This window comes from Streptomyces sp. NPDC046821 (assembly GCF_040645335.1).
Classification (GTDB): domain Bacteria; phylum Actinomycetota; class Actinomycetes; order Streptomycetales; family Streptomycetaceae; genus Streptomyces.
On the sequence record NZ_JBEYYB010000011.1, the window covers coordinates 152,826 to 178,999 of the forward strand.

Annotated in this window: 25 protein-coding genes; 17 read left to right on the top strand and 8 right to left on the bottom strand. The window is 70.0% G+C overall.

The window, feature by feature from the left end:
- The first annotated feature begins 49 nt into the window (after positions 1-49).
- From ABZ893_RS23415 to ABZ893_RS23425, 3 genes are all read left to right on the top strand, one after another.
- A complete protein-coding gene (locus ABZ893_RS23415; protein ID WP_361406955.1) occupies positions 50-2,719 on the top strand; it encodes a hypothetical protein in 2,670 nt (889 codons plus the stop codon).
- A gap of 126 nt (positions 2,720-2,845) precedes the next feature.
- Complete coding sequence (locus ABZ893_RS23420; RefSeq protein ID WP_361406956.1) at positions 2,846-3,211, top strand: hypothetical protein; 366 nt, start codon at positions 2,846-2,848, stop codon at positions 3,209-3,211.
- A 116-nt stretch (positions 3,212-3,327) separates the two neighbouring features.
- Positions 3,328-3,852 (top strand): hypothetical protein, encoded by a 525-nt coding sequence (locus ABZ893_RS23425; RefSeq protein WP_361406958.1) that lies wholly within the window; start codon positions 3,328-3,330, stop codon positions 3,850-3,852.
- On the opposite strand, the gene ABZ893_RS23430 is transcribed toward ABZ893_RS23425, so the two are convergent.
- The 3 genes from ABZ893_RS23430 to ABZ893_RS23440 all read right to left on the bottom strand — a co-directional run bounded on the left by ABZ893_RS23430 (position 3,845) and on the right by ABZ893_RS23440 (position 7,337).
- Complete coding sequence (locus tag ABZ893_RS23430) at positions 3,845-6,064, bottom strand: N-acetylmuramoyl-L-alanine amidase (RefSeq protein WP_361406960.1); 2,220 nt, start codon at positions 6,062-6,064, stop codon at positions 3,845-3,847. The genes ABZ893_RS23425 and ABZ893_RS23430 overlap by 8 nt on opposite strands.
- A gap of 225 nt (positions 6,065-6,289) precedes the next feature.
- Entirely contained in the window at positions 6,290-6,580 is a 291-nt protein-coding gene (locus ABZ893_RS23435; protein WP_361406962.1) for a hypothetical protein, read from the bottom strand.
- Between the two features lie 196 nt (positions 6,581-6,776).
- Positions 6,777-7,337: a heme-binding protein gene (locus tag ABZ893_RS23440; RefSeq protein WP_361406964.1), complete on the bottom strand. Its 561-nt coding sequence runs from the start codon at positions 7,335-7,337 to the stop codon at positions 6,777-6,779.
- Positions 7,338-7,889: 552 nt separating this feature from the next.
- On the opposite strand from ABZ893_RS23440, the gene ABZ893_RS23445 reads away from it, so the two are divergent.
- The 14 genes from ABZ893_RS23445 (at position 7,890) to ABZ893_RS23510 (ending at position 19,246) form a co-directional block, all read left to right on the top strand.
- Positions 7,890-8,441 carry a heme-binding protein gene (locus tag ABZ893_RS23445; RefSeq protein WP_361406965.1) on the top strand — a complete coding sequence of 184 codons (552 nt, stop codon included), beginning with the start codon at positions 7,890-7,892 and terminating at the stop codon, positions 8,439-8,441.
- Positions 8,442-8,830: 389 nt separating this feature from the next.
- On the top strand, positions 8,831-9,463 hold the full coding sequence (locus tag ABZ893_RS23450; protein WP_361407269.1) for an ankyrin repeat domain-containing protein: 633 nt from the start codon (positions 8,831-8,833) through the stop codon (positions 9,461-9,463).
- 123 nt (positions 9,464-9,586) lie between these two features.
- Positions 9,587-10,168: an amino acid synthesis family protein gene (locus ABZ893_RS23455; protein WP_361406967.1), complete on the top strand. Its 582-nt coding sequence runs from the start codon at positions 9,587-9,589 to the stop codon at positions 10,166-10,168.
- On the top strand, positions 10,165-11,364 hold the full coding sequence (locus tag ABZ893_RS23460; RefSeq protein ID WP_361406969.1) for an amidohydrolase family protein: 1,200 nt from the start codon (positions 10,165-10,167) through the stop codon (positions 11,362-11,364). The genes ABZ893_RS23455 and ABZ893_RS23460 overlap by 4 nt, the downstream gene beginning before the upstream one ends.
- Positions 11,365-11,450: 86 nt before the next feature.
- The gene (locus ABZ893_RS23465; protein ID WP_361406971.1) at positions 11,451-11,657 is read left to right on the top strand and encodes a ferredoxin; all 207 of its coding nucleotides are present in this window, start codon (positions 11,451-11,453) and stop codon (positions 11,655-11,657) included.
- Complete coding sequence (locus tag ABZ893_RS23470) at positions 11,654-12,850, top strand: FAD-dependent oxidoreductase (RefSeq protein ID WP_361406973.1); 1,197 nt, start codon at positions 11,654-11,656, stop codon at positions 12,848-12,850. Before ABZ893_RS23465 ends, ABZ893_RS23470 begins: the two co-directional genes overlap by 4 nt.
- Before the next feature lie 54 nt (positions 12,851-12,904).
- Positions 12,905-14,071 carry an alpha/beta fold hydrolase gene (locus ABZ893_RS23475; RefSeq protein ID WP_361406975.1) on the top strand — a complete coding sequence of 389 codons (1,167 nt, stop codon included), beginning with the start codon at positions 12,905-12,907 and terminating at the stop codon, positions 14,069-14,071.
- A 55-nt stretch (positions 14,072-14,126) separates the two neighbouring features.
- The gene (locus tag ABZ893_RS23480) at positions 14,127-14,381 is read left to right on the top strand and encodes a hypothetical protein (RefSeq protein WP_361406977.1); all 255 of its coding nucleotides are present in this window, start codon (positions 14,127-14,129) and stop codon (positions 14,379-14,381) included.
- Positions 14,378-15,220 carry a hypothetical protein gene (locus tag ABZ893_RS23485; protein ID WP_361406979.1) on the top strand — a complete coding sequence of 281 codons (843 nt, stop codon included), beginning with the start codon at positions 14,378-14,380 and terminating at the stop codon, positions 15,218-15,220. Before ABZ893_RS23480 ends, ABZ893_RS23485 begins: the two co-directional genes overlap by 4 nt.
- Before the next feature lie 38 nt (positions 15,221-15,258).
- Positions 15,259-16,296 (top strand): dihydrodipicolinate synthase family protein, encoded by a 1,038-nt coding sequence (locus tag ABZ893_RS23490; protein WP_361406981.1) that lies wholly within the window; start codon positions 15,259-15,261, stop codon positions 16,294-16,296.
- Positions 16,297-16,300: 4 nt separating this feature from the next.
- The gene (locus tag ABZ893_RS23495) at positions 16,301-17,614 is read left to right on the top strand and encodes an aromatic ring-hydroxylating dioxygenase subunit alpha (RefSeq protein WP_361406983.1); all 1,314 of its coding nucleotides are present in this window, start codon (positions 16,301-16,303) and stop codon (positions 17,612-17,614) included.
- The gene (locus ABZ893_RS23500; protein WP_361406984.1) at positions 17,614-18,132 is read left to right on the top strand and encodes a 3-phenylpropionate/cinnamic acid dioxygenase subunit beta; all 519 of its coding nucleotides are present in this window, start codon (positions 17,614-17,616) and stop codon (positions 18,130-18,132) included. Before ABZ893_RS23495 ends, ABZ893_RS23500 begins: the two co-directional genes overlap by 1 nt.
- 47 nt (positions 18,133-18,179) lie before the next feature.
- On the top strand, positions 18,180-18,458 hold the full coding sequence (locus tag ABZ893_RS23505) for a hypothetical protein (protein WP_361406986.1): 279 nt from the start codon (positions 18,180-18,182) through the stop codon (positions 18,456-18,458).
- Positions 18,455-19,246 carry an SDR family NAD(P)-dependent oxidoreductase gene (locus ABZ893_RS23510; RefSeq protein ID WP_361406988.1) on the top strand — a complete coding sequence of 264 codons (792 nt, stop codon included), beginning with the start codon at positions 18,455-18,457 and terminating at the stop codon, positions 19,244-19,246. Before ABZ893_RS23505 ends, ABZ893_RS23510 begins: the two co-directional genes overlap by 4 nt.
- A gap of 64 nt (positions 19,247-19,310) precedes the next feature.
- Here the strand turns inward: ABZ893_RS23510 and ABZ893_RS23515 are convergent, their stop codons facing one another.
- The 5 genes from ABZ893_RS23515 to ABZ893_RS23535 form a co-directional block, all read right to left on the bottom strand.
- Positions 19,311-20,384, bottom strand: a complete 1,074-nt coding sequence (locus ABZ893_RS23515; RefSeq protein WP_361406990.1) for a LuxR C-terminal-related transcriptional regulator — start codon at positions 20,382-20,384, stop codon at positions 19,311-19,313.
- Between the two features lie 183 nt (positions 20,385-20,567).
- Positions 20,568-22,025, bottom strand: coding sequence for an aldehyde dehydrogenase family protein (locus ABZ893_RS23520; RefSeq protein WP_361406992.1), 1,458 nt, complete (start codon positions 22,023-22,025; stop codon positions 20,568-20,570).
- Positions 22,026-22,098: 73 nt separating this feature from the next.
- On the bottom strand, positions 22,099-23,562 hold the full coding sequence (locus ABZ893_RS23525; protein WP_361406993.1) for an APC family permease: 1,464 nt from the start codon (positions 23,560-23,562) through the stop codon (positions 22,099-22,101).
- 6 nt (positions 23,563-23,568) lie between these two features.
- The gene (locus ABZ893_RS23530; RefSeq protein ID WP_361406995.1) at positions 23,569-24,936 is read right to left on the bottom strand and encodes an aspartate aminotransferase family protein; all 1,368 of its coding nucleotides are present in this window, start codon (positions 24,934-24,936) and stop codon (positions 23,569-23,571) included.
- A 176-nt stretch (positions 24,937-25,112) separates the two neighbouring features.
- A complete protein-coding gene (locus ABZ893_RS23535) occupies positions 25,113-26,120 on the bottom strand; it encodes a LuxR C-terminal-related transcriptional regulator (protein ID WP_361406997.1) in 1,008 nt (335 codons plus the stop codon).
- Positions 26,121-26,174: the final 54 nt, after the last annotated feature.

Sequence of the window (26,174 nt, forward strand, 5' to 3'; positions counted from 1 at the left end):
GAGTACGGGTACTCATGCCGGTGGCCGGAAGCCTGCCCATACTCACGCCATGCAGATGGAATCGCCGGGGTGCCCGGACTGCGGTACGCCTCTGGGGTCGCCCCCGCCCGCTTCGTGCGGCCGGTGCGGACTGCCGCTGACGGGGCCCGACGCGTACGCGTTGTGGCAGGTCACGCGGGAGCTGAACGCGCTGGACGCGCGCCGGAGTTGGCTCATGTGGCGGCGCGGGGAGCTGCTGGGCTCGTTGCGGGCGCGGCGGGATGCGCCTGCGGGGGCGCCGGGTGCCGGGGGTGCGGGACCTGTCCCGGCGGGGGCTCCGGTATTCGCTCCGGCGGGCTGGGCCGGTCCGGCCGGTCGCGAGGTCTCCGCACCCTCTGCCCGGACCGTTCTGCTGATCGTCGGTGGCGTCCTGGTGGTCGTCGCCGCCCTGGTGTTCACCGTGGTGAGCTGGGGCGGTCTCGGCATCGGCGGGCGAGCCGCCGTCCTGCTCGCACTGACCGCGTGCGCCCTCGCCCTGCCCCGACTGCTGATCGGACGGCGGCTCACGGCCACCGCCGAGGCATCGGCCGTGGTGGGACTGGCCCTGGTACTCCTCGACGGCTACGCGGCCCGGGAGGCCGGGCTCGGCGGCCTGGACCGGTTCGGGACCGCGGGCTACTGGGCGGTGCTCACCGCGCTGACGGCGGTGGGCGCGGCGGCTTACGGCTGGTGGCAGCGCCTCCGGCTGCCGCTCGCCGTCGGACTGCTGATGGCACTGCTCCCCGGCCTGCTCCTCACCTCAGCTGAGGGCGGAGGGACCCAGGACTACGCGACCGCGATGATCGCCACGGCCGCCGTGGACTTCGCGCTCCTCTACGCCCTCACGCGCGCACGCGCCACGGCGGTGAGCGACCGGCTGGGCGGCGCACGCGCAGCCACCATCCTCGTCACCGGAGTTCGTGCCGTCGGCGGTGGATGGGCGCTGCTGGGCGGGGCGCTTGCCATCACGTACGCGTTCGATGCCCCGTCGCAGGCCGAGGTGATGCGCAACTGGGTGCCGCTGGGGCTCTTCGCCCTCCTGGGCGTGGCGCTGTGCCGAGGCTTCCGCGCACTGCCTTTCGCCGTGCGCTGCGGCGCCGAGGGCGCGGCCGTCGTCGCCTTGATCGTGGCCGTCGGCTCCGGCCTGCGCTACGCCGTGCCCACTGAGTGGGTTGTTGCCGGATACGCGGCACCGGCGGCGGTCATCGCTGCGTGGGCGGCGATGTCCTGCGCGCGGGGCGGCCGTTGGGAGCAGCCTGCTTACGCCCCTCCGGCCCAGGCCGCGGCTGCGGTGGGCGAGCTGATGGCAGCCTCAACTGCCTTGATACTGGCTGCTGTTGCTGCGCTCCCGAACATAGCCGACGCCCTCACCCGGCCCGCCGTCCAGGGCGTGACTGTGTGGCTCGACGATGACTCCCCTCGCTGGAACTGGGAGGTCGCGAGCGCACCGCTGGTCGTGCTCTGGTTGCTCGTTGCTGTCCTGGTCGCCATGACCGTACTGCGTACCCGTACGGCGGCCGAACCGCGTACCGACCGTATGGCGAATGCACTGCGCCTCGCCCGCACACTGACCGCCGTTCCCGCGCTGCTTCTGCTGCCGGTGGCGGTGGGGCTGCCGTACGAGTGGGTGCTGACCGTCGCCACGGTTGGATCCGTGGCCGTCGTGGCGGATGTCGTGCGGCGACCGCGGGCCGCACTCGCCTCGCGGCTCGTGGCTCTGTCCGCCGCCGGGGCACTCACCTTGCTGTGGGCGGTCGCCGACCGGAGTGCCGTACTCGTGGTGTGGGGGATCGCCGCTGCGTCGGCGGCCGTACTCGCCCACGTAGTTTCGGCACCGGAGGCACCAACGGACCGGCTCACCTCTCGCTCCAACGCCCCCGTCGCCTCCGTCGCCGGAGCCTTCGCCGTCCTCGCGCTCGGCGTCGAGGCGATCGCCTCCGGCGTCACCGCCGGCCTCGCCTGGCACGGCACCGCGTTCGCCGTACTCGCGGCAGCCGGTGTCTCCGCCTGCGCCGCCGCGGCCTGGCTCCGGAGTCCCGGGCGCGAGCAGGTCTCCGTAGCCGTCGAGTGCACGGGATACGCGCTCGCGGCGATTGCCCTCGCCCTGACCGCCCCGAACCCCGCCGCGCTGAGCCTCGCCCTGGCCGTGTGCGGCGTCGCGGGCCTCGGCGTCGCGCTGCGCCCGGACCGTCGCCGCGCCGCACTCGCCGGAACCGGCCTGCTCATCGCCTCCTCCTGGGTGCGTCTAGCCATGGCCGACGTCGCGTCCCCCGAGGCGTACACGCTCCCCGTCACGGCGGCCGCCCTGCTCATCGGCCACCGCCGCCGTACGACCGATCCCGGCACAAGCTCCTGGACCGCCTACGGTTCCGGGCTCAGCGCAACGATGCTGCCCAGCCTCGCCGCCACCTGGACCGACGGCAGCTGGGTGCGGCCGCTGATCCTGGGCGCGGCGGCCCTGTCCGTCACCGTCATCGGGGTCCGGACGCGGCTGCAAGCGCCGTTGCTCGTCGGCGGAGGCGTGCTCGTGCTGGCGGGCCTGCACGAACTCGCACCGACCGTTGTCCAGGTGTTCGGCCTGCTCCCTCGCTGGGTGCCGCTGGCCGGGGCGGGACTGCTGCTCCTGCTGCTCGGGGCCACGTACGAGAAGCGGATCGAGGAGGCCCGGCGCCTGCGCGACACGGTGAGCGGCATGAGGTGAGCCCTCGGGCCCCATCGTGCCTATCCTGAATCGGGGCTACTTCAGCGACATGCTCAACAGCCCGGCCGGCGGGGCGGCTTCGCCCCCGTACACCCGGTGCGGGCGACGCAGGGGGAGGGGCGGGAGATGAACTGGATCTGGGTACTGCTGATCATTTTCTGGACGGGCGGCTTCGCCTGGGCGGTGGAGAACGGCCGTACCGCGCTGCGCAACCGGCACGACCGCAAGATGGAACGCCTGGAGGCCGAGAAGGAGCAGCGCCTCGCGATCGAGGCGGCGAACAAGCCGCCCGAGCCCGTCTGCGGCTGCACGCACCACCTGGCCAAACACGACAAGCAGGGCCGTTGCCACGAGCGGGTCGAGGTCCCCACGGCCTGGGACGAGAACAAGAAGCCCGTGCGCTATGAGGCGGGCCAGTGCAACTGCCAGCAGTACGTCGGACCGCAGCCCCTGTCCCAGGTGTACGCGGAGGAGCTGACGGACCGGCTCTGATGCGCCGCCGGTGAGCCCGCGGAGTCGCCGCACGCCCGGTCGGTGAAGAGGTCGTCGGCCGGACCGTGCGGCACGCCAGGCAGGGCTTCGGCAGCGGCCCCGACGACCCACGGACCATGCAACTCCGCGAAGCCCAACTCCTGGTCGGCTACCGGAGCGGCCCGCTCGCGCCGAGCACGAACGGACCGGCCGACGCACCCGAGCCCGATGCACCTCAGCTCGGCGTACCCGAGTCCGGCGCGCCTCAGCCCGGCGACCGGGCCCCGGACTGCACCGGGCTGACCGGGCCCGTCCCCGCCTACCCCATGCGCCTGCTCGACATCCTGCGCGGCCGCACGGCGCACGTGTTTCTCGCGTACGCGTCCGACGTGGCCACCGTCGCGATGCCGCCGACCGGCGAACAGGCTTACTCCGGGCCCGACTTGGAGACAGTCGCCGTCCTCCCCAGGGATGTCGAGCCGACCGCACTCGGCACCCTGGCGACGGCCGCATACCGGGACACCGCAGGGGAGTTCGCCCGGCTCTACCGTCCGGACGGCGCGACCGGCTTCGTCGTCCGCCCGGACGGATACCTCGGCACCAGCTTCCCCCTCGCCGACACGGAGTCGGCGCTGGCGGAGTACCTCGCGGGTCTCACTTGATGTAGACGAGCCCGTCCGTCGTGACCGTCGGGCGACCGGTCGTGCCGACGACCACGATCTTCACCGTGTGCTTGGCGCTGGTGGACCACGACTTGGTCCAGATCGCCTGGCGGTACTGCGTGGTGGCCGACTTCAGGTCGACGGTGCTGACCTTGACGCCGTCCACGTAGACGTACGCCTGCCCGGACGTCGTCGCCCGCGAGACCACCCACGATGCCGAGCGGCCCGTGAACGTCCACGTCAGGCTCGCGCCCTTCGAACCGCTGGAGTAGGACTTGCCGCCGAGGTAGCTGGAGGACGAACGGGCCGTCCACGTACCGGACTTGGTGGCCGAGGTCTCCTGCAGGATCATCGGGGTGAAGGACGCGGAGGACGTGCCGGTGTTGCCCGCGTAGTCGTAGGCCTTCATCGACCAGGCGCTCGCGGTGCCGGATGTGGCGGTGCGGCTCGAGCTGGTCGTCGTCGGGCCGAACGTGGCCGTCGTCGGGGTCAGCAGGCTCACGGACTTCAGCGCGGCGTTGTCGGTGGCCTTCCAGCCGAGCGTGACCGGGACGGCGGTGGTGTTGACCGTACCGGTGCGCAGGGACAGCTTCGGCGCGGTGGTGAAGGTGGGTGCCGTCGTCTCCGCGACGACGTTCAGCGCGGCGGACGTCGTGGTCTTACCGGACTGGTGCGTCGCCCGCACGGCGACGGTGTGTGTGCCCACGGGGAGGGTGGCGCCCACGGACGTGGCCGTACCGGAGGCACTGGCCATGGCCTTGCCGTCCACCAGCAGCTCGACCTTCGAGATCAGCGAACTCGGCGTCGACGCCGACCACTTCGCCGTGATCGCGCCCTTGGTGTAGTACGTCGTGCCGGACAGAGCCGCGCCGGACAGCGAGGTCACCTTCAGGTCCTGCACCGGGCCGGACGCCCACGTGCGGATCTTCGGCAGCTGGGCGTAGAGCGAGCTGCCGGGGCACTGGGTGTTGAAGCCGTCGCGGTGCGCGGAGATGCGGTTGAACGTGTACTGGCTGCCCGCGGTGTAACCGGTGCCGAAGTAGTTGGTCTGCGTCGCGCCGGCCGTGAGCTTCACGGTCGAGGCCGGGTCGGCGTTGTACTGGCCGAGCTTCCAGGACGCGATACGGGCGACGGAGGTCAGAGCGGCGTCGGTGGCGCCGGTCGTGCTGAACTCGCCGAGGAGCGCGATGCCCGCGGACTCACGGTTCCAGCCGTAGGTGTGCGCACCGAGCACCGGCAGGTCGACGCCGCCCTTGCGGCCCTCGAAGATGGTGCCGCACTTGTCGACCAGGAAGTTGTAGCCGATGTCGTTCCAACCGTTGGTCTGCGTGTGGTACGCGTAGATGCCGCGCACGATCGACGCGGAGTCGGCGCACGAGTAGTTGTTCGTCCCGTCCGTGTGGTGGACGAACACGGCCTTCACGTCGGCGTTGTACTCGGACGGGTCGGGGCTCAGCGACTCGTCGGCGCCCCATCCGGCGCGCGAGGTGATCGGCGGCTCGGGCACGGTGGACGGGGGAGGGGTGGGGACGGTGGGCGCGGGGCTCGCGGACGCGCCGGGGCTGGCGGAGGTGCTGGGGCTCGAAGTGTCGCTGGGCGAGGCCGAGTCGGTCGGGGCGACCAGGGGTGTGCCCGTGTCGGTGGGTGTGCTCGTGTCCGTGGGCGACGCGCTTTCCGTCGAGGAGGCCTGGACGACGTACGCGGCCGGCTTGGCCTTCGTCTCGGCGTCGGTCGCGACACCCGGGTCGACCAGGTTGACCTCAAGTCCCTTCGGCAGGCCAGAGCTGGCGGAACCGTTCTTGTGGACGACCTGGACCTCGACACCGTCGGACGGGCCCACCCACAACGGCTCGGACGCACCGCGTACGCCGGCCTCGGGGTTCTCCAGCGGGTCGGCGTCCGCCTCGAGGTCCTTCCAGGCGGTCCACGCTCCGGTGTCGATGCTGCGGGTGCGCACCTGCGCCGTGCCGTGCAGGTGCTTGGTCGCGCCGGTCCAGGAGACACCGAGCATCGAGAACTGCTTGGTCTGCGTGCGCGGCAGCTCACGCTTGCCGCTGGTGGAGCCCTTGAGCGCGAGGTCGTAGACCTTCACCGGCCGCTTGGCCCGCCCGGTGGCCCCGGGATCCTGGGACGGGCTGGCCACGGCGTACGTCACCACACCCCCGCCTCCCAGGACGACCGCGCCGAGCGTGAGCCACGCACGGCGTTTCATGCTCAGCGGTCTGTATGCACGCGAGGTACGACGACTCAAGACGATCCACCCCAAACAGATGGCCGGTCAACGGCCACAAGCGACGGTCACATGAGGCACATCCGTCACATGGATGGCCCACTCAGACAAGCGCGCCCCAGCGGGAGATCGTCACGCCGTAGAGGGGTGTAGTGACGTAGATCACGTCAAGTGAGTGCATAGATGTGGGGAGTCGGCGTACAGCGTTCAGCTTCTGCGCCTCATCTGGCCGACTCCGATGAGGATGAGTCCGGAGAACAGGAAGGCGTTCAGCCCGAAGAACCGGACCTCCCAGGACGGGCTCGCCACGAGGTGGAAGTAGAAGAAGCCCTGGACGAAGACGGGCAGACCCACCAGGAGCAATCCGAGCCCGTAGAGCGAGGGTCGGGTGACGTGTCGTCGCATCCAGCGCGGGGCCCAGCCGGTGCGCAGCGCGGCAATGCCCGCGATGATGCAGAGCAAGCCGAAGAGCATCCCGATTCCGACGATCCATTCCATGAGGCCCCTCCCCGCTCCGACGTGAGCGCCCGATGCCATGGAACGCATGTCATCCGAACGGTCACCGCACCCCCGATCATCCTGCGTGCCGGAGCCGAGTGCCAGCCCTTTCGAAGTGCCTTCTGTGGCGGGCGAATTCGCGGGCCGACGAGGGGCCTGGGCGTGCTGACGGAGCGCACGCCCAGGCGAGTTGAGGTCAGTGACGCAGCGCGTCGGCCCCGGCGCGGGCGAACTTCTCGTCGAGGTCGCCCGAGGGGGCTCCGGCGACGCCGATGCCGGCGATCGGGGCGCCCTTCGCGGTGACCGGGACGCCGCCGGCGAGGAACAGCGTGCCCGGGATGTCGGCGAGGGTCGGCGTCGTCTGCAGGCGCTTGACCAGCTCCGACGTCGGCGCGTTCCACGACACCGCCGTGTACGCCTTGCGGATGGCCGACTCGTACGACTGCGGACCGGCGCCGTCGCCGCGCAGGGTCACGATGGTGTTGCCGTTGCGGTCGACGACGGCGACCGAGACGCGCTGGCCCTCGCGCACCGCCGCGTCCATCGCCGCCTCCGCCGCCTTCGCCGCCGCACGGATCGTCAGGTGGGTGGACTTGGTCGTGTAGTAGTTCGCGACGTCGCCCCGGCCGGCGAACCGAGCGTGGGTGGTCGCGGCGGTGGCGGTGGTGGCCCCGACGCCGCCGAGTGTGACGGCGGCGGCGAGGAGCGTGCCGGTGACGATGCGCGTGCGAGCGAGGGGCTTGGCGTTGGGCTTCACGGTCTGCTGACTCCTGCGTCTGAGACGGAACAGAGGCGAGCCGCCGGAACCGCACACGCGGAACCGGCCGGACTGGCCACCCGAAGGCTTGCCCATAATGAACCGAAATGTCGTATTGAGTGTGATTTGACGCTTGCTATTTCACCCATTGGGGAGGGGGTGGAGTGTGGCCGCGTCCCGGGGGTGGGCCGGTGAATCCGAGCCGCATTTGAGAAGCGACAGCCCCTGAACTCTCAGTAGAAGCAAGTTCATAGACCATGTGTCAGCAGGTGTGTTACTTAAGTCGTTCACCGAGATACGTAGGTTCGCGCCGCACCACAGTGCGACACATGTGAGCCCTCGTGACTCAGCACGACCCTGTTTCGTTCCGTCCGTTTCGGACCGCTCCGCACCGCGCTGCCCAGGACCGAGGGAGCCGGTGAAACTCCCATTCTCACGTGCGTCGATCCATGAAGGTTCAACCGATCGGTTGATGCCGCGGCTCTGGCGCAGGTCGAGGATGAAGGTGCTGAAGGAGCGAACGTCCCCACGTTTCCAGGAGTCTTGATCCCGATGAAGAAGCTTTCTCGTCGCGCTCGCATCGCCACCGGCGGTGCCGCCGTCGCCGTAGTCGCCGCCGGTACGTTCGGTGCCGTCTCCGCGAACGCCTCGGCGCCGACCGCCGCGAAGGCTGCTCCGGCCGCCAACGTCAAGGGCAACACCACCACGACGTCCACGCACCTGACCATCGCCGCCGCGACCAAGGCCGCCCAGGCCGCGCTGCGCGCCGCCGAGTCCGAGGGCCAGCGCGTCTCCGTGGCCGTCGTCGACCGCAACGGCAACACGATCGTCACCCTCCGCGGCGACGGTGCGGGCCCGCAGTCGTACGAGTCCGCCGTGCGCAAGGCGTACACGGCGGTGTCGTGGAACGCCCCGACGTCCGAGCTGGCGAAGCGTCTGGAAACCACCCCGAACCTGAAGGACATCCCGGGCACGCTGTTCCTGGGCGGTGGCGCTCCGGTCGACGCGAAGAACGCTCCGATCGCCGGTGTCGGTGTCGCCGGTGCCCCGTCGGGCGACCTGGACGAGAAGTTCGCCCGCGCCGGCGTGTCCGCGCTCAACTAACACCGGCCCCCGGCCCCCGGCCGAGGCGGCAGCCCACTGACCGGCGGGTGGCGGCCACCACGCGCGCCGCTGCCCGCCTACCATCGCCCTCCGGCGGCACCAGGCATTCCTGCCGGGTGCCGCCGGAGTCGTGACGGCGACCATGGCCCACTTGGCCAAGGCCCACTTCGTAAGGCCTGCAGGCAAGTCAGTTCCCGCCCCCGCAGCACCATCGCCCCGAGCACCATCACCACACCCCCGGAAGGACCGCCACCATGCCGCTGACGACCGACGCGAAGGTCGCGGCCACCCGGATGCACGCGATGCGGATCCACCTCGGCATGGTCGCCTCGGCCGGCTTCCACCGGACCCGGTCGGCACTCGCCGGACTGTCCCTGGCCGCACGGTCCCTGACCGGTTCGCCGGCCGCCGCCAAGAAGGCCGCCACGGCCCAGCACAACCGTGCCCTGCTCGACGCCGCCGCCCACGGAGACGCCGCCGCGGTACGCGCCGCCCTCGCCGCCGGCGCACACATCGAGGGCCGGGACACCCACCACCGCACACCCCTGCTCCTCGCGGCGAGCCACGACCACGTAGCCGCCGCACAAACCCTCGTCGCAGCCGGCGCAGACCCGAACGCCCGGGACGACCGAGGCGACACCCCGTGGCTCGTCACCGGCGTCACCGGCAGCGTCCGCATGATGCGCACGCTCCTCCCGGCGAAGCCCGACCTCAGGCTCACCAACCGCTACGGCGGCACGTCCCTCATCCCGGCCTCCGAACGCGGCCACGCCGACTACGTCCGAGCCGTGCTGCGCGAGACGGACACCGACGTGGACCACGCCAACCACCTCGGCTGGACCGCCCTCCTGGAGGCGGTCATCCTCGGCGACGGCGGCCGCGCCCACCAGGAGATCGTCGAACTCCTCCTCACGGCGGGAGCCACCCGAGACCTCCCCGACGCCCACGGCGCCACGGCCCTCCAGCACGCCGAACGCCGGAGCTTCACGGAGATCGCCGCCCTGCTGAAGATCCAGAGGTAACCCGCTCACCGCCTGACCCCGAATACACCCGTTCGGGGACGGTGGACACCACCTCGCTCTTCATAACGTTCTTTTCGTCGCCCCGGCGAGACAGTCGCCGGGGCCCGGGACGAAGGAGCGAACGTGAGCGGCCTGGTGGTACGGAAGGTTTTTGCCCAGATCGAAGAGGTCCGCTCCGTCGCCGGTGAGAGCGACGGCGGTGGCCCACTGCGCAAGGTCGCTGTCTGCGCGGTCGTGCGGAACCCCTTCGCCGGACAGGGCTACGTCGCCGATCTCTCCGCGATCGTGGACGCCTCGGACGAGATCGGCACGTATCTCGGCGAGGAAGCGGTCCGGCTGCTCGGCAGTGAGCCGGAGAGCTACGGCAAGGGCGGACTCGTCGGCACCGCCGGCGAGCAGGAGCACATCAACGCCGCCGTCACCTCGACCTTCGGCAACGCCCTGCGCAAGGCGATCGGCGGCGGCGAAGCCTGGATCACCTCCGTCACCAAGGCCTCCGGAACGGACGCCACCATCGACGTGCCGCTCGCCTTCAAGGACGAGATCTGGGTGCGCAGCCACTACGACGCGATCACCGTGCACATCCCGGACGGCCCGCACCCCGACGAGCTGGTGATCATCGCGGCCGTCGCCAACCGTGGCCGTATCAACGCCCGGGTGGGCGGCCTGTCGAAGGCCGAGGCGCAGTCGCAGGCGACGTCATGAGCCGCCTGGCCATCGTCGGCGCCGCGACCGTCCTGTCCGGTGACTACGAGAACCCCGTGATCGCCGACGCGGACACCGTCGTGAGCGAGGACGGCCTCATCGTCGCCGTCGGCAGGCGGAGCGAGCTGGCCGAACTCGTCGACGCCTCCGAAGTCGTGATCGACGCGAACGGCTCGACCGTCGCCCCCGGCCTCATCGACTCGCACTGCCACGTCGTCCTCGGCGACTACACACCCCGGCAGAAAACCGTCGACTTCCTCGCGAGCTACGTGCACGGCGGCATCACCAGCGTGGTGTCCCCGGGCGAGATCCACGCCCAGGGCCGCCCGCACGACGCGGCCGGAGTGAAGGCCCTGGCCATCGCGGCGATGGCGTGCTTCAAGAACTTCCACCCCGGCGGCATGACCGTTCACGCGGGTTCCGTGGTCCTCGAACCCTGCCTGACCGACGACGACTTCGCCGACCTTCAGGCCGCGGGCGTCCGGCTCGCCAAGTTCGGGTTCGGCCTCTACGAGGACCCGGCCGACGGCTACGAACAGTTCCGCTCCGCGCAGGCCCACGGCATCACCGTTATGTGCCACTCCGGCGGCGCCAGCATCCCCGGCAGCAAACCCATCACCCCGGACCACCTGCTGTATCTGGCCCCGGACGTGTGCGGCCATGTCAACGGAGGCCCGACCTCCCTGTCCGTGGAAGGCGTCGACAAGATCATCGACGCCACGGACATGGCGCTCCAGCTCGTCCAGGCCGGCAACCTCCGTTCGGCGGTCCGCATCCTCAAGAAGTGCCACGAGGAAGGCCACTTCGGGCGGATCGTCATCGGCTCGGACACACCTACCGGCACCGGCGTGATGCCGCTCGGCGTCATCAAGACCGTCACCGAACTGTCCTCCCTCTCCGGCATCGACCCGGCGCGGATCTGGGCGGCAGCCACCGGCAACAACGCCCGCACCTGGGACCTCCCCGCAGGGTTCGTCACCCCGGGGGCCGCGGCCGACCTCGTCGTCATGGACGCCCCCTGGGGCTCCACCGCCTCCGACGCCCTGGGCGCTCTCGCGATCGGCGACATCCCGGGCATCACCGCGGTCGTCACTGATGGCGTCCTGCGCAACCTGACCAGCCGCAACACCCCGCGTGCCGCACGCCTCGTCGACGTCGCCCCGCCGATGCCGCACCTGTCCGCAGCCGGTCACTAGGGCCGGTCGTCAAATTCCCGCCTGCCGGGCACCGCCAGGCCCTAGCCCGCGTACCACTCGCCACACTCGCCACCAGGGAGCGCGTGATGTCCCTCCACATCATCTTCGAGCCGGCCAGCTGCCAGGGCTACGCCAACTGTCTGATCGAGGCCCCCGAGGTCTGGGACTTCGACGAGGACGAGAACAAGGCCGTCCTGCGCCTGGAGAACCCCGACGACGCCGTGCGCGCGCACGTCGAATCCTCCGCGCGCTGCTGCCCGGCCCAGGCCATACGCGTCGAGGAGCGGCAATGAACCGCATCGTCGTGGTCGGCGCCTCCCTGGCCGGCGTCAGCGCCTGCGAGTCCCTGCGCCAGCGGGGCTTCGAGGGGCACATCGTCCTGGTCGGTGCCGAGGACCGGCTGCCGTACACCCGGCCCCCGCTGTCCAAGGAGGCTCTCGCCGACGGGCTGAGTGAGCCGGTCCTGAGCCTCAAGGACGCCGACTGGTTCGCGGACCAGAGCGTCACCCTCCAGCTCGGCGAGGCGGCCACGGCCCTCGACACCCGCGACCGCTGGCTGCGCCTCGGCTCCGACACGTCGATCGCCTACGACGGCCTTGTCATCGCCACCGGATCGATCTCGCGTCGGATGCCCATGACCCTGTCCATGCCGACCGTGCACACACTGCGGACCTACGACGACGCCGAACGGCTGCGCCAGGCCCTGCAGAGGGGCGGCCACCTCGTGGTCGTCGGCGCCGGGTTCATCGGCCTGGAGACCGCCGCCACCGCCCGCCGCCTGGGCCTCGACGTCACCGTCGTCGACGTCATGCCGACGCCGATGTACCGGCTCGGTGAGCAGGTGGGAGCCTGGTACACCGATCTGCACCGGCGTCACGGCGTCCGGTTCCTGGGGTCCACCGGTGTCGCCTCACTGAGCCCGGACGGGGACCGCACCCGCGTACTGCTCGACACCGGCGAGATACTCAGCGCCGACACCGTCCTCGTGGGCGTGGGCGGCATCCCCTCGACGGCCTGGCTCACCGGCTCGGACGTCGCCGTCGGCGACGGCGTGCAGTGCGAACCGGACCTGTCCACCACCGTGCCCGGCATCGTCGCCGCCGGCGACGTAGCCCGCTGGCACAACCAGCTCTTCGACGAGAGCATGCGCGTCGAGCACTGGACCAACGCCGTCGAACAGGGCGCACACGCGGCCGGGACACTGCTCGGCGAACGCGAACCCTTCACCTCCGTGCCGTACTTCTGGACCGACCAGTTCGAGGCCAAGCTGCGCTGCGTGGGCCGCGTCTCCGCGAAGGACGACGTCGCCTTCCTGCGCCATGACGAGTCGTCCCTCGTCGCCGTCTACGGACGGCACGGGACCGTCCGAGGCGCGGTGTGCGTCAACGCACCCCGGCAGCTCGCCTCTCTGCGTAGTGCCATCGCCGAACGCGCCGACTTCCGCGACATCACCGCCGGCAGCCCGGCCGCGATTCCCACGCCCTGAACTACCCATTCGTACACGGCAGTTACACCTCCTCCGACGTAAAGGAACCCCCCGATGCCCGCTGCGACTGTCGCCGCAAACCGCGACGCCCTGTCCGTCATCGAACTCTTCCCCCAGGACGAAGACTGGTCGCTCCAGACGATGCGTCTGCTCGCCCAGGTCGCCGTCGGGGGAGCCGACCTCTTCGAGTGCGCCCGCACCGCCGCCCGTATCGGCCGCACCACCACCGACGGCGAGGTGTGGCAGCAGGAGTGGAGCCGCACGGCCCAGGAGGTCGGAGCCGCGGCCGAAGCCGCCCTCGAACGGGGCGACATCACCACCGCCCGCCGCGCCTTCATGCGCTCGTGCAGCTACTGGCGCCACTCCGAGTTCTTCCTCACCTCGGCCGACCCGCGCCGAGAGGCCGCGTACACCGCCGGCACGCGGAACTTCCAGCGCGGTGTCGAGCTCTCCGACGGGCTCATCGAACGCATCAAGGTGCCCTTCGAGGGAACCACCATGGACGGCTACATCGTGCGCCCCGACAACTCAGGCAAGCGCAGGCCCACCGTCCTGTTCCTGGGCGGCGCCGACTCCTGGGCCGAGGAGCTGTACTTCATGGGCGGCACCGAGTTCCCCGCCCGCGACATGAACGTGGTCATGGTCGACACCCCCGGCCGCGGCAGCTCCCTGCGCTTCAAGCAGCTCTACAGCCGCCCCGACTACGAAGTCCCCGTCGCAGCGGTCCTCGACTTCCTGGAGCGGCGCGACGACGTCGACACCGACCGCCTCGGCCTCGCCGGTGTCAGCTTCGGCGGCTACTACGCGCCGCGGGCCGCCGCCTTCGAGCCTCGCGTCAAGGCCGTCGCCGCCTGGTGCGGCACGTGGAGCATCCTCACTGACTTCTACGAGTTCTACCCGCCGCTCCAGCAGCAGTTGCAGTGGCTGACGGGCTCCAAGGACGACGCCGAGGCCCGCAAAAAGCTCGCCGAGTTCACCCTCGACGGCGTCGCCGACAAGCTGTCGATCCCCGTCTACGTCATGCACGGCACCGACGACATCATCATGGACATCGCCGGCGCCCGCCGCTTCGTCGACGCCCTCACCACGAAGGACGTCACCGTAGACATCTACGACGGAGCCGGTTCGCTGCACTGCAGCTACGACTACTTCTCCGTCGCCACCGCCCGCCTCTCGGACTGGTTCCGCCACCGCCTCGACGCCGTGGCCCCGACGTCCTGAGCCGGCCTGCCGCAGGCCATGCCCCACCGTCCCCCGCCCTCCGGGAGGTGACCCCATGTACGCCATCCACCAGCTCCTGTGGGACATCCGGCGCAAGCCGGACGTCAAGGCCGCCTACCAGGCGGACCCGGACGCCACCCTCGACTCCTACGGCATCGCGGGCGAGCACCGGCAGTGGATGAAGGACCTCGACTTCAAGGCGATGTACGAGAGCGGGATCAACCCCTACCTGCTCTACTTCTGCGCCATTCAGCTCCAGGTCGACCGAGCCGACTACTACGCCCGGATCCGCGGGGAGGCCAGGCCATGAGCCGCAACGGACAGATCGTGGGCGTCTTCGCCGCGTCCCACTCGCCGGGCATCACCGGCTGGCCCGAGCGGGCACCGGCCGACGCACGTGCCGCCGTAGAAACCGCGTTCGCCGAGGTGCGCAAGCGCATCGAGGAGCTGCGGCCCGACGCCGTGATCGCCGTGTCCGTGGAGCACTTCACCAACTTCCACCTCGGCAACCTGCCCGCCTTCGCCATCGCCACGGGCGACGACTATCTCGGGCCCACCACGGCGGAGATGGCCGACTTCCTCAAGGTCCGCAGGCGCCGGTACCCCGGACACGCGAAGCTCGGCCGCCATCTGTACACCTACGCCCTGGAGTCGGAGTTCGACCCGGCCCTGGTCGAGGGCGGCCTGGAGTTCGACGAGAACTTCTGCGTACCGCTGGAACACCTGGATCCCGAGTCGACGTACCCGCTTGTCCCCGTCGTCGTCAACGGCGTCAATCCGCCCTGGCCGACCCCGAAGCGATGCTACGACCTGGGGCGGACGATCCGCGACGCGGTGGAGGCCCAGTCCTTCGCGCAGCGCGTCGTCGTCCTCGCCACCGGCGGCCTCTCCCACTGGGTGGGGCTGCCCGAATCCGGCTCCGTCAACGAGGAGTTCGACCGCGACTTCGTCGCCCGCCTCGAATCCGGAGACCCCATCCGACTCACCGACTACACCCAGGCCGAGATCGACGCCGCCGGCAACGGCGCCCACGAGATCCGCACCTGGCTGGTCGCCGCCGGTGCGGCCCGCACCGGCTTCGACGTCCTCGCCTACGAGCCCGTACCCGAATGGCTCACCGGCACCGCGGTCGCCGCCGCCCGGCTGTGACCTGCACTTTCCCCATCGTTTCCCGAGGAGACACCACCATGAGCAAGCTTCCCAAGGTCACCGGCCGCGACATGCGGGGTGTGATGGCCTACCCGCCCACCCCCGCCCTGCCGGGCGCCGAGCGGGTCGACGCGGTCGACACCGTCGACCTGCAGGAGACCGAGCGGATGATCCGCGCCCTCATCAACGACGGCGTCGACGCCATCGCCCTCAACGGCACCCTCGGCGAGTGCGCCACGCTGACCCTGGACGAGTGGAAGGCGTTCGCCGCCTGCGTCGCCGAGACCGCCAAGTCGATCGACCCCGACTTCCCGGTCTTCATCGGAGCCACCACCCTCAACACCCGCGACACGGTGTCCCGGATGAAGTTCCTCGCCGACCTCGGCGTCACCGGCACCCTCCTCGGCCGCCCGATGTGGGGCGAGATGGTCGCCCCTGTGATGGAGCGCTTCTACCGCGACGTCGCCGAGGCCGTGCCCGAACTCGCCATCGTCGTCTACGACAACACCGCAGCCTTCCGCGGCATCATCCCGCGCCGCGTCTACAAGACCCTCCTGGAGCTGCCGCAGGTCGTCGCGGTCAAGTACGCGGGCGGTGCCTCCGTCGGCTTCCGCTACCACAACGACATGGCCCACACCGGCACCAGCTTCCCGCTGATGTCCATCGAGACGGACTGGTTCCCGGCCTGGGAGATGTACGGCGAGGAACTCGTCGGCATGGCCTGGTCCTCCACCACCGCCATGGGCCCCGGCCCCGTCCTCGAACTCCGTGACGCGCTCCAGCAGGGCCGTACCGACGACGCCCGCTGGCTCACCGAGCGGCTGCGCTGGGCCCACGAGCCCTTCCTCGTCGGCCAGGACTTCATGGAGTTCGCCAAGTACAACGTCCCGCTCGAGAAGATCCGGGTGAACGGCGCCGGCTACATCAACGTCGGCAAGTGCCGCCCGCCCTACACCGAGGACCTCGTCCCCGAGGAGCACGTCCGCACCACCGGCGAGCACGTCGAGCGCTACGCGCAGATCAAGGCCGAGGTCGAGAAGCGGTTCGGTCCGCGCAAGCCGAAGCACCAGGGATGACGTCATGACAACACAGGCAGAGCAGCCGCTGGATGCCTGGGTTGAGAAGACCCGGGCGGGGATCACCGCAGGCCGGTTCCCCGCCCGCGCCTTCAACGACCAGGCCGTGTACGACCTGGAGCAGGAGCGCCTGTTCTCCAGGACCTGGTGTTTCCTCGCCCACGAGAGCGAGATCCCCGAGCCGGGCGACTACGTCACCCGCGCCATCGGCAACAACAACCTCATCGTCGCCCGCGACGAGCACGGCGAGATCCACGCCAGCCTCAACATGTGCCGGCACCGCGGCAACGTGATGTGCAAGTCGGAGATGGGCAACTCGTCCCACTTCCGCTGCTCCTACCACGGGTGGACGTACAAGAACTCCGGTGAACTGATCGGCGTCCCCTACATGAAGGAGGGCTACGAAGGCCGCCTCAAGCGCAAGGACTGGGGCCTGGTCCGCGTCCGCGTCGACAGTTACGAGGGCCTGGTCTTCGGCACCCTTGACCCGGAGGCCCCCGAACTCGGGGACTACCTGGGCGACTTCCGCTTCTACCTCGACCTCTACCTCAAGCACGGCCTCGGCGGCGTCGAGGTGCACGGGCCGCCGGACCGCTGGCTCGCGGACACGGACTGGAAGATCTGCACCGAGAACTTCACGGGCGACGGCTACCACACACCCGTGGCCCACCAATGGGGCTTCAACCTCGGCTACTTCCCGTCGTCCGGATCCACCCACAGCCAGGGCTGGTCCGTCAGCATCCCCGGCAAGGGACACGGCATCGGCCTCGGCCACAGCCCCAACTTCCCGGCCTTCGGCGGCTTCCCCGACGAACTGGCCGAGGAGATGAAGCAGACGCTGACACCAGAGCAGGTCCAGGTCTTCGCCAAGACCCGCACGGCCGTCGGCTCCGTCTTCCCGAACCTGTCGTTCCTGATGCAGCCGTTCAGCCTCGTCCCGGGCGAACCGGGAGTCCGCTTCGTCACCATGCGGCTCTACCACCCGGTCGGCCCCGGCCGCATGGAGATGTACTCCTGGTGCCTGGTGCCCAAGAACGCCCCGGCCGAGTACAAGGCCGAGGCCTATCGCGCCTACACCCTCGCCTTCGGCCAGGCCGGCACCTTCGAGCAGGACGACTTCGAGAACTGGACCAAGGTCACCCGTGCGGCGGGCTCCACGATGGTCAAGGACCTCGACTTCCCCTACATCATGGGCATGGAGAGCCCCCGCGACCCGGACTTCGCCGGGCCGGGCCACGCCGTCACGCCCTACGTCAACGACACCGCCTTCCGGAACCTCTGGTCCCGCTGGGGCGACTATCTGGCCGGGGAGGCGTGATGGGCGACCCGTCGAAGGTGGACCGCGAAACCGCCCTGGACATACAGGAGTTCATGTACCGCGAGGCGCTCGCCCTCGACGAGCGGCGCTTCCGGGACTGGCTGGGAATGCTCACCGACGACATCGTCTACGAGGTGCCCGTCCGGGTCACCCGTGAGGCCCGGGCCGAATGGGAACTCGCCCCCACCTCACGCATCTTCGACGACGACCGCCAGACCCTGGAAGTGCGCGTACAGCGACTGGAGACGGACTTCTCCTGGGCCGAGCAGCCACCGTCCCGCACCCGGCACTACGTCACCAACGTCCTCGTCGACGCCACGGACGTGCTCGACGAGTACCTGGTGCACTCCAACTGCTTCATCTACCGCAGCCGCGGGGACAACCCCAACCCCAGCCTCTACTCCCTGTCCAGGAAGGACACCGTCCGCAGGGAAGCCGGCGGCTGGCGCCTTGCGCGCAGGTGGGCGGCGTTCGACCAGGCGCTGATCAACGCGCACAACCTGTCGATCTTCGTCTGACCGACGTCCCCCAGCCCGTGTGCAGAACGACAGATCAGGAGGCCAAGGTGGACACGCCGGCCCACGAGCCGTACATCGAGCGCCCGGACATCGGTTCCGAGGCCTGCTACCCAGAGGGGCCGGGCACCGACGGGCCGGTCATCATCGCGAACGAGTTCGCCGATGTGGTCATCCGCAAGGTGGAGACCAGGAACGGAATGCGCCTGGAGATCTGGTCCCCCAGGCGGGGCAGCCGCGTCCTCCTGGACGCCGTCGCCCTGGACTGCCTCAGTTTCCAGGAGCCCGGGTTCATCACCGAGATGCTCGCCAGGAGGCCCGCGCCATGAGCGGACGTATGGAGGGGATGAACGTCCTCGTCGTAGGAGGCGGCGCGGGCATCGGCAAGGGTGCCGCGCTCGCCTACCTCGACGAGGGCGCCTCGGTCACCGTCCTCGAACGCTCGCCCCGGCACGCCGAGGCGCTGACCGAGGAGACCCGGGGCCGGTCCTTGCGGGTGGTAGTCGGTGACGCGACCGCCGAACCCGTGCTGACCGAGGCCCTGGAGCAGGCCGTCGACAGCGCCGGGAAACTCGACCATCTCACGTGCTGCGTAGGGGTGTTCGACCACTACGCGTCGCTCCGCGAACTCACGGTGAAGGAACTCGTGGACGCGGCCGAGGAGATGTGGCGGGTCAACGTCCTGTCCACCCTCGTCGCCGTACGGACGGCCTGGCCGGCGCTCCACGAGGCGGGTGGCTCGGTGACGCTGACCCTGTCGGAGTCGGCGTTCCACCCGGTGGGCGGCGGCGTGCTGTACGGGAGTTCCAAGTGGGCCCTGCGGGGGGTCGTACAGCATCTGGCGGCCGACCTGGCGCCCGGAGTGCGGGTCAACGGCGTGGCTCCTGGCGGCACGACCGACACGGCGTTCTCGGGACTTGCGGCACTCGGGGAGAGCGAGTCGTCCGTCGGTACGGTCAGCGGGCGGGACCAGCGGATCGCCGCGGGCACCATGCTCCGCGTGACGCCCACCCCGGCCGACCACGCCGGCGCCTACGTCTACCTCGCGGACCCGAGGGCCTCGCGGGTGGTGACCGGGCTCGTCATCAACAGCGACGGCGGGCGCGCGCTGCGGTAGCGGGACACATGTGAAGGACGACCGGCGGCACCTGCCGCCGGTCGTCCTTCACATGCGTGTACGTCTATCGGGGCGCCGGCGCGTGGGCGGACGCCCAGATCAGCTGGATCAGCTCGGCGCGGTTGGCCACGTCCGTCTTCGCGTAGATGCGCTTGAGGTGCTGCTTGACCGTGTTCTCGGACACGAAGGCCCGCTCCGCGATCTGCTTCGTCGTCAGACCCTCGCTCACCAGCTGCGCGATGTCCCGCTCCCGGCGCGTCAGCACCTCCCAGTCCGGCAGCCGGTCCGCGGGCTGGTGCCCCGAACGCTCGAACAGCACGGTCGCCGCGGCAGCCGTGGAACCCGCAAGGCGGAACGTCTTGGCGATCACTTCCTTGCCGCCGGGTCCGGACACCGTCCTGGTCACCACCCGCCGGCCCTCACGCGTGAACTCCACGGAGGCGTCGATGATGGCCCTGGCCAGGCCGTCCGAGGTGGGCAGGCTGCCGTCAGGGCCCAGCGGGACGGGCCACTCGCGCCGGGCGGAACGGTTGAAGAACAGCACCCGGCCGCACAGATCCGTGATGATCACCGGGTAGTCGAGGCGGTCGAAGGTGTTCTCGATCAGGGCGGCGCGCTGGGCCGTCGCCTCGAAGCGCCGCGAACGCTCGATGGCGAGACCGACATGCTCGGCGACCGACTGCGCGGCGATCAGATCCGCGTCCGAGAACGGAGCCTGCGACGCGTCACGCGCGAAGTTGACCGTCCCGAAGAACGCCGACGTCGCCACCGGAGCGAGAAGCGAGTGCCGGTAGCTGGCGGCCCCCAGCGCCTGACGGGCACCGCACCTGTCCCACTGCCCACCCGGCACACGCGAAGAATCCAGCGCCGTCCGCCCCTCGATCACCCGGCTCAGGACCGGGTCATCGTCACGGCCGTACGCCTCGTACTCGTCCAGCAGGCCGCCCGAGGCCACTGCGTGCACGTCCAGGACGCGGCCGGAACCCTCTTCGAGCTGATACAGGCCGACGGCGCCGGCAGGGATCACGCTGCGGACATGGGTGAGGTAGGAGTCGACGACTTCGCTTCGGGTCAGCGCCGACTGCAGCGACAGGGCGAACCGCTCCGCGCCGCGTGGACTCTCGCTGATGGTGCTCATGGGGGCTCCCGACGGTTGAAGCACGGATGAGACGACGGGTGTTGGCTCGGCAATGGCCGAAGCCGGGCAGGTGGAGCGGCGCATAGCCACCCCACCTGCCCGGACGGGACCGGTCTGCTTACGGGTACGGATTACGGGTGCGGACTACTGGTGCGGACTACTGGTACGGGTCACCGGCAGGGCTCACTGGTACGGGTAGATCCGCCGCCCGTGGTTGACCGAGATCCACTGCTGGGTGGTGAGTTCGTCGATGGTGGACTGGCCGCCGAGCCGCCCGAGACCGGACTGCTTCTCGCCGCCGAACGGCACGATCGGCTCGTCGGCGATCGTGGAGTCGTTGACGTGCATCATGCCGGTGTCGATGCGCCGGGCGATCCGCACGCCGCGGGTCAGATCCCGGGTGTGGATCGCGCCGCTGAGGCCGAAGTCCGTGTCGTTGGCCATCTCGACCGCCTCGTCCTCGCTGTCGAACTCCAGGACAAGGACCACAGGGCCGAACAGTTCCACGCGGGCGATCTCGTCGGTGACGGAGACGTTGTCGAGGACGACGGGGGCCACGACGTTGCCCTCCGTCTTGCCGCGGACGAGAGCGCGGGCGCCGGCGGCCACCGCGGCGTCAACCCTTTCCTCCAGGCTGACGACCTCCCGGTGGTTGATGAGCGGCCCGACGATCGTCGCCGGGTCGGCCGGGTCACCCGTGGTCAGAGCGGCCACCTTCGCGGTGAACTTCTCCTTGAACTCGGCGGCGACGCTCGAGTGCACCAGGATCCGGTTGGCGGACATGCAGATCTGGCCCTGGTGGGTGAAGCGGCTGAACACCGCCGAGTCCACCGCGTAGTCGAGGTCGGCGTCCTCGCAGACGATGAACGCGCTGTTGCCGCCCAGTTCGAGGATGGCCTTCTTGAAGTGGCGGGCCGCCACCTCGCCCACGTGCCGGCCGACGGCGGTGGAGCCGGTGAACGCGAACGCGCGGGGGACCGGGTGCTCCAGGAAGTAGTCGCCGATCGCGGGGATCTCCGTGACGGTGACGTTGAGCAGCCCCGACGGCAGCCCCGCGTCCTGAAGGATCTTGGCGATGAGGGTGCCGCCGACGATCGGGGTCTCCTCGTGCGGCTTGAGCACCACACCGTTGCCGGTGGCCAGCGCCGGCGCCACGCACTTCATGCCCAGGAAGAACGGGAAGTTGAACGGGCTGATGACACCGACGACGCCGACCGGCTTGCGGTACACGAAGTTCTCCGTGTCTGGCACCGGCGAGGGCAGAATGCTTCCCTGCATCCGCAGCGGCAGCGTGGCCGCTTCCTTGAGTATGTCGATGACCAGGCCGATCTCGAACGCCGCCTTCAGCGCCGTACCACCGACCTCCTCGATGATGAGCGCGGTGATCTCCTCGGCCCGTTCCCCGACCGTGCGGGCGGCGGTTTCGAACACCGTCCGCTTGCCGTAGGCGTTGACCTGCTCCCATGCGCGCTGAGCGGTCTGCGCGGCGCGGTAGGCCTCGTCGATGTCGTCACGGGTGGCGAGCGTGAAGCTGCCGATGTTCCGGCCGTTGAACGGGTTCTGGTCGTGGAGCTCCTTCTCGCCGGAGCCGTCGCGCCACTTGCCCGCGATGTACTGCTTGGTCAGTGCGGCAGTGTTCATCGAAGTCGCCTTCTGTAGGTCGAGTGGAAGTACCTGCGGCCGAGCAGCCCTCGGCCGGGAAGAGGTGGGAGGTTCAGCCGTGGTCGGTGGTGGCCAGCGAAGCGGCCGGGCTAGGAGGGGTGGCGTCCGCCTCCTTGGTGCGCGACGGGAGGAGTACGCCGATGACGACGACGGCGGGCACGATCAACGGCAGATAGTTCGAGAAACCCGTGTCGGCGCCGACGAGCACGCCCCAGTTCTTGAGCGCGAGCACGATCGCCGTGACCATGCCGAGCCCGCCCAGGCCCGGCGCGATCAGCGTGCGCCACAGGCCGAGCCCCGTCTGACGCCGCCGGAAGAACGTGATGATCGCGACGCAGGTCCACGCCTGGAGCACGATCACACCGAGGGTGCCCAGACCGATCGTCCAGGAGAACAGCGCGGTGTACGGGTCGAGCCCCGCCACCGCGAAGAACCCGACGACGACCGCGCCCACGATGCTCTGGAACACGCCCGCGACATGCGGCGACTGGAACTTCGGGTGGGTACGGGCCAGGAGACTCGGGCCCCAGCCACGGCGGCTCAGCGTCAGCAGATAGCGGGCGATCGTGTTGTGGAAGGCCAGCAGCGCCGCGAAGAAGCTCGTGATCAGCAGGTACTGCATGATGTCGGTCCACACCGTGCCGACGTAGTGGGTGGAGAGCGTGAACACGAAGCCGTCGGGGCTCTGCTGCGCCACGCCCTTGACCTTGTCGGCGCCGTGCCCGATGACGAAGCACCAGATGGTGAACACCAGGAACACCGTGATGAGCAGTACGGCCGCGTAGGTCGCCCGGGGGATGGTCCGGTCCGGGTCGCTGGCCTCCTCGCTGTAGATCGCGGTGGCCTCGAACCCGATGAACGACGCGAACGCGAACATCAACGCGATGCCCACCGCGCCCTGCGTCACCGTGGACGGGCTGAAGCTCGTGAACGAGATGCCGTGCGCACCGCCCTGGCCGACGATCGCGAAGTCGACCACGAGAAGGACGATCACCTCGCACACCATCAGTACGCCGAGCACCTTGGCGGACAGGTCGATCTCGACGTACGCCAGCACACCCACCAGCACCATGGCGATGAACGCCCACACCGACCAGGGCAAATTCACCCCGAGCTGCTGGCTGAACACCACGTGGGCGAAGAACCCGAAGATCCCGTAGATGCCCACCTGCATGGCCACGTACGACACACTCGCCAGATACGCGGCACCACGGCCCATCCGGGCGCCCAGCGCCTCCTGGATGTAGGCGGCGAAGCCACCGCCGACGGTCACGTACCGGCTCATGGCCGCGTATCCGACGGAGAACAGCAGCAGTACGGCACCGACCCCCAGGTACGCGGCGGGCGCGCCGGCGCCGTTGCCCGCGCCGATGGCCGCCGGGCTTCCGCCGAGCGCGGCCGACAGCGGTGACGCCGCCGCCACGACGAAGAACACGATGCCGGTCGCACCCACGGCGTTGGCCCGCAGGCTGCCGGATCCGGTGGTGGCGGCGTTCTTTTCCGTGTGAGTGCCCATGGCTTCTCACTTCCTCGCGTTCACGGTGCCGTCGGTGTTGGTCCGCCGGAGCACCTCACCGATTGCGTCGACGCAGACGTCCAGCTCGTCCTCGGTGATGGTCAGCGGCGGCGACAGGATCAGCGCGGACCCGACCGAGGGCCGCACGATGGCGCCGTGCGTGGCACGGATCTCGGCGGCGATCGCGTCGACGGACTCCATGGGGGTCCGCTTCCTGCGGTCGGTCACCACCTCGACCGCCGCCATCAGACCGACGTTTCGCACCTCGCCGACCAGCGGCACGTCCAGCAGGGACTTGAGCCGGGTGGCCAGGAACTCGCCCATCTGCGCCGCCCGGTCCACCAGGCCCTCGCGCTCGATGATGTCCAGGTTGGCCAGGGCGACGGCGGCCCCGGCCGGATGCCCGGCGTACGTGTAGCCGATCGGGAAACCGTGGTCGCCACTGGAGATCCCCTGCGCGACCCGGTCGGTCATCAGCACGGCACCGACCGGGAAGTATCCGCTGGTGATGCCCTTGGCCGACACGATGATGTCGGGGCGCAGACCGTAGCGTTCGGCGGCGAAGTGGTGGCCGGCGCGGCCGTAACCGGTGACGACCTCGTCCAGGATCAGGAGGATGTCGTGCTCCCGCAGGATCGCCTCGACCCGCGGCCAGTAGTCGTCCGGCGGCACCAGCATTCCGCCCACACCCATGATCGGCTCGCCGACGAACGCCGCGATCTTCTCCGGCCCGATGCGCTCGATCGTCTCCAGGAGCTCCGCGATCAGGAAGTCGGTCGGGTCCTGGTCGCCGTACAGCTCCGAGTGGTAGGGCCACGGCGGCGTCAGGTGGGCGAAGCCGGCCGGCTGGGGGCCGAATCCGTGCCGGAGCCAGTCGAAGTCGGTGGCGGCTGTGGAGCCGTAGCCGACACCGTGGTAGCTGCTGCGGCGCGACAGGATCCACTGCTTCTCCGGGTGACCGGACTCGAAGTGGAACAGCCGGGCCATCTTCAGCGCGGACTCGATGCCCTCGGTGCCGCCGGCGGTCAGGTTGACCTTGGCGATGCCCTCGGGCGCCAGCTCGACCAGGCGCTTGGCCAGCCGGATCTGCGCCGGGTTGGAGAACTCCCAGAACGTGCAGAAGAACCCGAGGTCGGCCAGCTCCTTGCGGGCTACGTCGGCGAGTTCCGTACGGCCGTGCCCGACCAGGTTGGCCCACAGACCGCCACCGGTTCCGTCGATGTACTCACGGCCGGTCGAGTCCCAGATCCTGGCGCCCTTGCCCCGGGTGACGATCATCCGCTCGCCGGGGCCGGGGGCGCCGTGCGGATGGATCAGGAATTCGGCGTCGATGGCCGCGAGCTCCTCGGCGGCCCGGACGTCGGCAACAGTCATGGCTCCACTCCCGTACTCGGTGTAGGTCCCGGAGCGGGGCGATCGGCGGACGCGGGACCGATCCTCATCGGTGACCGCCGTCACGTTGCTCGGGTGATCCCGGAGCCTAGGCTCGGGCGAACGCGCCGGTCAGGACTCGTACGGGCGCTCTTGGCACCCCCCTCGAACGAGGGGGGTCAGTGCTCCTGGCCGGAGGCGAGGCGGGTCAGCTCCACGCGGGAGCGGACCTCGAGCTTGCGGTAGATCTCGCGCAGGTGGCCCTTGACGGTGTGCGTGCTCAGCACGAGGTGCTGCGCGATCTCACCGTCCCGGCAGCCGCGGGCGACCAGCGCCGCGACGTCGGCCTCGCGGGGCGTAAGCCGTTGCAGGAGCCATTCCGGCAGCCGCTCGCCGCCCTGCTCCGCGTGCAGGAAGGTGACGAGGGTGTCGCTGTCCTCCAGCGTCACCGATCGCTTGACCAGCGCACTCGCACCCTCGACCCCGCCGGCGCCGCGCGCGCGGTGCAGCGCCAGCTCCTCGTCCAGCGAGGGCTCGGCCGGGGAACGGCCCGCCAGGATCGCCGCCGCCGAGGGATTGACGTGCCGCTCGCCCTCCCGGAGATCGGTCACCACCATCGCCTCGCCGCACAGGTCGAGGGCGGCCGCGTACTGGTCCGCGCGCCGGGCGAGTGCGTCGGCCTTCCGCTGGGCGCGCAGCACGGCGCCGAGAAGATCGGCGAGGGCCTGGGCCTGCTCCAGCTGCTCGGCGTCGAATCCGGCCGACCCGTCCTCCCGGCCGAGGTTGAGGGTCGCGACCACCCGGTCGTCGGCCACCACCGGCGCGTAGACGAGGCTCGTCATCCGGTGCAGGGAGAACACTTCCTGGTAGATCACCAGGGACCGCCACTCGGCGGACGACATCATTGACAGGTTGTGCGTGACCACGCGGTGGTCGATGGCGAAGTTGAGCACGGGGTCGGCCCGCCGCGCGAACCGGTCGTACCGGGCCATGAAGTAGTCACTGACACCGCGCGCCGACGTCCGCCGCACCTCGTGCGTGTCCGGGTCGAGAAGGTCGAACCCGACACACACCGGACCGAAGAGGTCGTCGATGCCGGCATACAGACGACGCACGAGCTCGTCGAACGAACCCGCGCGCACCAGATCCCCCGCCAAGGCGATAGCGCCACGACTGTCGGCCATCATGCTTGTTTTCCCTCGAACCCGGCCACACCACGAGAAAGGGTCCCCTGCCCACTG